The organism is Stieleria sp., assembly GCF_041595215.1.
In the GTDB taxonomy this organism is placed as follows: Bacteria; Planctomycetota; Planctomycetia; order Pirellulales; family Pirellulaceae; genus Stieleria; species Stieleria magnilauensis.
On record NZ_JBFHKV010000456.1, the window covers coordinates 1 to 6256 of the forward strand.

A 6256-nucleotide genomic window follows, 5' to 3' on the forward strand; every position below is an offset into this window, starting at 1 on the left:
CACCCGATTCCCCGACGATGCGCCCGCGTCGATGGGGGCAACCCATGCGGTGCTGCGCATCGGTGATCAGAAGCTTGAGAAACAGCTCCGTGAACACGACAGGTCGGTCACGTTCGAAACGGAGCTTCCCGCCGGCCCGGCCATCTTGCAAAGCTGGCTCAGTGACGACGACGGCACGGTTCGTGGAGCCTATTTCGTGAAAGTGGAAAAGCGGTGAACCCCGCCTTGCGTCAGGCCCCCCACTGCGACGATTGCACCGAGTTAAAAACCAGCGGTGATGTCTTCTTCCGAGTGACTAGCCGCAACGCTTAGCGTAAGCGACGGCCGATCAATGACTACCTTACATTGCGCCGCTGCCGCCGCCAGTGTCGACTAGCGCGACGTGGTAGACTGCTGAAAAGCCTTAGACCACCTGAAGTATTGGGTCGAGTGAATGCCTTCAGCCACAACGCTAAAACTGAGACCGTTTCGAGCGGAAGACGCGGAGGCGTGTTTGGCCTTGTTCCGCGATTGCGTTCACCGCGTCAACTCTCGCGACTACACGCAAGCACAAATCGATGCCTGGGCGCCGCGGACGATCGATCTGGAAGCCTGGCGCTGTCGCTTTGACGATCGGTTGGCGTATGTCGCGGTTGAAGGTGACCGCATCGTTGGCTTCACCGACATGACTCGCGCCGGACACCTTGACCGCTTGTTCGTGTCGGCCGACCATCAGGGCCGTGGCATCGCTCGCCGGCTCGTCGAACGACTTCTGAGCGACGCCGCAGACCACTCGATCGATGAAATCACGACCGAAGCCAGCATCACCGCGAGACCATTCTTCGAACGGATGGGATTCAGCGTCGTGCGGGAACAAACGGTTGAGTGCCACGGAGTCCAATTGACGAATTATCGGATGCGGCGATCGATGCAAGCCGATGCGAAAGACCTGGCAACCGAGTCAGCGAGAAAAGTGATACGAGTAGCATCGGCGAGGAGAAAGAGTTGACAAAACGAGAGATGGATCAAAAAGCGGCGATCATGATTGTCATCGAACATCTTGGCGACATCCCGGCTGGCACCAAGTGTTCCGCGGTCTTCTTCGACACCGAAAGGATTCGCCGTGAAAAAGAATTCCACGCCAAGCTGTACAGCCAAAACGGCGTCCGAGATCCGGAAATCCTGCGGGCGATGGTCGCCGCGAATGTGCCCGACGATCCTTATTGGCTGGTCTCACTGAAACCCGGCGATGGTGCGCCCGGCAACGTCACTCGTTTACACAGAGTCGACGACCGAACCGGGAAGGTGCTCGGCGATCCGGCGTAGGTGCCAGGTCCGCAGGCAAGGCGTTGAACGGGTAAGGAACACGAATGGTGTGGGTCGGTTCAAACTGTGCCCTTCGAGGAATCATTAAACTGATGCGGAAACGGCAGAGAAACATTCTACGGCGCACGAGAGAGCAACAATGACGTGGTTCGAGCGACTGACGGGAATCGACGAGCAATCGCCTGAACAGATCCGCCACAAACTGCGGGTCGAAGGGTCAGACATCGTTTGCCCAAACGGCAAACGGATCGCGTTCGGACGACTGGAAACACCCCAACTGTCAGAACTTCGACGTTCGGTCGCTACGCTGGAACTCAAACCGAAACGATCCACTCTCGGCGAAGTCGTCGGCGATGTTCGCGAAATGCACGCCGACCCGGCCAATGCGGATGCGCTGTTTCAGGTCGCCTCGCAGTTCAATCTGTTGGAAATGACCAGCCCCCATGTCACGCCTGAAAGAGGCGTCGGTATTTACGAAAACGACCACACGCAAGGGCCGGCTTGCGCGATCGCCTGCGGAGCCGGCACGATCTACCGCAATTACTTTGCCAACGTCGATGGACAGATCGGGCAAACCGCCGACAAGCAAATCGACTGCTCTGCTGACCTCGGCCGCGAACTCGGCAACACCGATGAGCGTCTGTGGACCATGCGGAACGGTTATCTGTTTCCAACCGATGCTGGACTCGACGAGATTTCGACAAAGCTTCAGTCGATGACTGAGGACAACCAGGATCGGCTGCGTGGCGAGTTGCGGATCGGCCTTCAATGGCAAGCGGGCGTCACGCTCGCCGGTGCCCGCCACAACGTCAGCCAGGCCTATTGCTCCGCGCTGCCCGTTGCCTATGGCAGTCAGGCTAAAACGCAATGGGCAGACTTCGCCCGATTGGTTCTGGATGCCGCGTACGAAGCGACCTTTGCCGCGGCGGTGATCAATGGGGCCGATACCGGTGCCAACACAGTTTTCCTCACATTGCTTGGTGGCGGCGTCTTCGGAAATGACGATGCCTGGATCACCGCCGCGATTGAAAGAGCTTTCAAGATCTACGCCGACCGAGGTCTCGACTTACGAATCGTTTCCTACAGCCGCACCAAAACCGCCGTCACCGATCTAATCCAACGGATCAAGGACGCAGATGCAGCGTCGTAGACCCGCTTCGCAAGCCGATCCGTATCGGCCTTGCATGCCTTCAGTATCGATAGTCGGCACCGTCGCGACTGAGTTGGCATTCACTGTCGATCGATCGTCGGAAAGTAATCGACAGTCGAACAACGAACACTGGTCGAAGTTCCTGGCGGGATCACTCCAGGCCACACCGCACAAGCAGGAACCAACAGGCCGCCCTCGTACAGGGTGTGCTTGTGCCCTTTGAAAGGCCCAGCCGATGCCACGCCTTTTTTGGTCAGTGAATCTGCAGGCCCATTGTCGCTGCAAAAGAACACGACCGTGGACTCCGCCAAATCAAGCTCCTCGAGCTTGATTCGGAGCCGTCCAATTTGTTCGTCCATTGCGGTAATGCACCCATAAAGATTCTGCCGAGCGGTCCCGCGGTTTTTGTAAAGCTCGCGGTATTCCGGCCCCGCGACGACAGGTTCATGGGGTGCGTGAAACCAAACCGCAGCGAAGAAGGGCTGATCCTTGCTTGCTTCGATAAACGGCAGCACGCGATCCATGATGACGCGGCTATCGTCACCCGCCATGTTATCGGTGACTTGGACGCCATCTTGTACATAGGGCGCGCCGCCTTTCCACAGTTCGCCCGGCTTGCTACCCCAACTGGACCAATTCTCGGGTGTGACCGTCGGATCCCATGTCGGAACCGCGCTGGTCGTTGCGAAATGGGTGTCGAAACCATGCTGTGACGGAGGCGAATAGAATCCTCGTGCCCCGGCGTCCGATTCCTTGACCCAACCGAGATGCCACTTGCCAAAGAATCCGGTTCGATAGCCTTTCGATTTCAGCACCTCGGCGATCGTGATCTCACCGACTCGCATGCCCGCCGTGTGAGCGGCCAGAACGCCAAACCGAAATGGATATCGCCCGGTCAGACAACTTCCGCGAGTCGGCGAACAGAGCGGCGCCGCCGCGTAGAAGCGATCAAACCGAACACCTTCGGCAGCCATCGCATCCAAATGGGGTGTCTTGATGCCATCGTTGCCGTTGAAACCAACGTCGCCCCATCCCTGGTCGTCGCTCATCAGCAAGATGACATTCGGCCTGTCCCGTTCCTCGGCCGATAGTGGCAGAGCGGCCAGTGCAACAAGGCACGAGACAATGATGGGCGTTAGGTTCATCACGTTTCCTGAAAATCGACGGGGTTGATTCTTTGCTGAGAGCCATCGCGACGCAAACTTCTTGCGGTTCGACTCGAACGCACTCGGCGGTACTGTCGTTCGGGTCGAAGCGGAACCGTCATTCTCCTCGCTGGATGAAACCTTCAACATCTTCAAGGTGAATCTCCTTCCTTGCATCCGCAGCCCGAGTCTCCAACTCCACATTAACGAACTCGATGTTCTTCGCATGCCGAAGGTAGGCTCCCCACGATGGCAGAACGCCGAAGAAAAACTGCTCTGGATAGCGATCAATGTCTTCCGGCACCTCACGTTTTGCGTCTTCCGTTGATCCATGCCCCGGAAACGAGATCTTGACGTTCTCCAATCTGACATTCTCGACGTAGTGACCGGGAATCCCGGTGATCATGATGGGACCGGCTTTCGACTTCTCCCTGTCAGTAATCTCTGTGGAATCTTCAGCCGTGATGTTCTTGTAAGCCGCTCGCGTAGCTTCTTCCCGATCCTCGATGGTGACTTCTGCAGTGACATCGCTGATGCGGATGTTACGAAGCGTTCCGACCGGCGGTTTTCCCGCGTCACCCCTGATAAAAGTCTTTCCTCGATCTCCCAGTCGAATAAAAATCGGGCACCCGACATTGTTCATGACGATTCTTGAGAGACTGACGTTTTCCAAACGCCCACCGTCGACCAATTGTAATTTGATGGCGCCCATCGGGCTGTTGTAGAAATAGCAGTTGGTCACCTCCACATCGACAAAACCGCCTCGGGAAGACGTTCCGAATTTCAATGCAGCGGTGTTGCTGGACACCTTGCATCCACGCACAACGATATTGCGACACGGGTTCTTCGAACTCTTCAGGCAAATCGCGTCATCGCCGGAGTCAATGTCGCAGTTTTCAATGAGAACATCTTCGCAACCATCCAGATCTAGTCCGTCATTGTTGAAGTTGTTGTTGCGAAACCGAACGGTGACCGCGTTGAAATGAATGTTCTTGCAGTCGATCAGATGCAAGCCCCAGAACGCGGGACGCTTCCAGGTGACGCCGGAAAACGTCAGTCCGTCGCAGTTGACCATCCGCAGTAGACGGGGGCGGAGACCCTGGTTCCTGCCACCAGATCGGTTTCTGGGGAAATGCTCAGGAGTCCCTCTCCCATCGATGACGCCTAAACCTTCGATCGCGACGTTGTCCGCTCCGTTGGCATAAATCAGACAATGCGGCCCGCCTTCTCTCGGTTCATCGATGCCTTCGGTCCTGTAGTCGGCTTTGTTGGTACTACCTAACAGATTGGCGCCGTGGTCGAGTGAAAGCCTGACGTTGCTTTTCAGCTCGATTGTACCGATCTGGAAATCTCCCGCAGGTACACGAACGACCCCTCCGCCCCCAGCATGACAGGCATCGATGGCATCCTGAATCGCTTTCGTCTCCATCGCGACGCCGTCACCGACGGCGCCGAAGTTCTTGATGTTGATCACCTTGTCCGAAAGCGGCTCTACGGAATCAGCTGACTTCATTGAATCGGTGCGTGTCTCTTTGCTAGTTGAATTTCTAACCAGCCAGATGTTCCGAAACTTCACCGGTGACCCATGCTCCTGTAAAACGATTGGCGAGGCTGGCTCCTCCGGGAATGCGGCGTACTTATTTCGCCGAAGTGACAGGCGAACATCGTCGTGGATCAACTCGCCGTTCAATCGCACGGTGACACGCGCCGCACCCTTTTCGGTCATGAAGCCGTTTCGCCCAATCTCCGCTGCCTGATATTCCAAGTCGACCGTTTGCCACTCTCCCGGGCCGAGGCCGGCGTTGGCATCTGGTACGCGGAGTTGATAAATCGCACCACAGTCACCGAGGCCAGCTGTTGTCTTTCGGCTGGAGTCTAGAATCTGCAGTTCGTACAAGGGCCCGAAAAAGATGCCGCTATTGCCATTGCCACCGTCGTCAGGCAACTGAAATTCCAGATGCAGGCGGTAGTCTCGGAATTTTTCCTTCGTGCACAGAAACTGCTTTCGACGCGCTCCGTTGAATTCAAAAGCGATCTGCATCGCCTCGCCATCGACCAGCTTCCATTGAATTTCTTTCTGATCATCGTTTGGATTGATCCACTGCCACGAGAACGGCTTCCAGGCATCAAAGTTCGAGCCATCGAACAAGATGACCGCACCATCTGGCGGAACAAGACCGAGTGTCGACTCCGAGCTGTCGTTCGCCGTGGCAGGCGTGCTTGCAGGCACCGAAAACCCGCTCGTCAAAACCAGTATCAAGGTAAGCCAAGGTCGGTTCGTCACTCCTTCTCTCCTGTGATGCTGGCTTTATGGCTAGCCTTGTCATGCGGATTCCCATTGAGCCGGCATTCGCTCGACGCGTTTTAGCTGGTCATTGGCAAGGTCTCTTCGGGATCAGTCGGATCATATTTGACGCTGAACTCGACCGCAAGCAAACAACGCTACAATCGCTTGCGATGCCAGGCTGAGGTGAAAGACTTCCAACGCTTGGCCGGGCGATCGAGCACTGGCGAGGACCAATCAACTCACTCGCTTGCAAATTCTATTTTCCGCTGAACCAAGACAAATCAGCCGCAAGTTCGACTCCGACTTGAACGACTGTTGTCTGCTCGACAGGACGACCGGGGAGGAAAACTGCTTGAGAAAGCTGCTTCG

General features: G+C 56.4%; 5 protein-coding genes and 1 pseudogene. 4 read left to right on the forward strand and 2 right to left on the reverse strand.

All coding sequences use genetic code 11. The features are described 5' to 3' along the window. The 4 genes and pseudogenes from ABX749_RS17695 to ABX749_RS17710 form a co-directional block, all read left to right on the forward strand. A pseudogene (locus ABX749_RS17695) lies at positions 1–217 on the forward strand (N-acetylgalactosamine-6-sulfatase); the annotation flags it as partial. Between the two features lie 216 nt (positions 218–433). After that, positions 434–988, forward strand: coding sequence for a GNAT family N-acetyltransferase (locus ABX749_RS17700; protein WP_372897131.1), 555 nt, complete (start codon positions 434–436; stop codon positions 986–988). Positions 989–999: 11 nt separating this feature from the next. After that, entirely contained in the window at positions 1000–1305 is a 306-nt protein-coding gene (locus tag ABX749_RS17705; RefSeq protein ID WP_145222857.1) for a hypothetical protein, read from the forward strand. Between the two features lie 139 nt (positions 1306–1444). Then, positions 1445–2455 carry a hypothetical protein gene (locus ABX749_RS17710; RefSeq protein ID WP_372897132.1) on the forward strand — a complete coding sequence of 337 codons (1011 nt, stop codon included), beginning with the start codon at positions 1445–1447 and terminating at the stop codon, positions 2453–2455. Between the two features lie 80 nt (positions 2456–2535). Here ABX749_RS17710 and ABX749_RS17715 read toward each other — a convergent pair whose 3' ends face one another. Both ABX749_RS17715 and ABX749_RS17720 read right to left on the reverse strand, forming a co-directional pair. After that, positions 2536–3600 carry a sulfatase-like hydrolase/transferase gene (locus tag ABX749_RS17715; RefSeq protein WP_372897133.1) on the reverse strand — a complete coding sequence of 355 codons (1065 nt, stop codon included), beginning with the start codon at positions 3598–3600 and terminating at the stop codon, positions 2536–2538. 118 nt (positions 3601–3718) lie between these two features. Beyond that, positions 3719–5830 carry a family 16 glycoside hydrolase gene (locus ABX749_RS17720; RefSeq protein ID WP_372897134.1) on the reverse strand — a complete coding sequence of 704 codons (2112 nt, stop codon included), beginning with the start codon at positions 5828–5830 and terminating at the stop codon, positions 3719–3721. Positions 5831–6256: the final 426 nt, after the last annotated feature.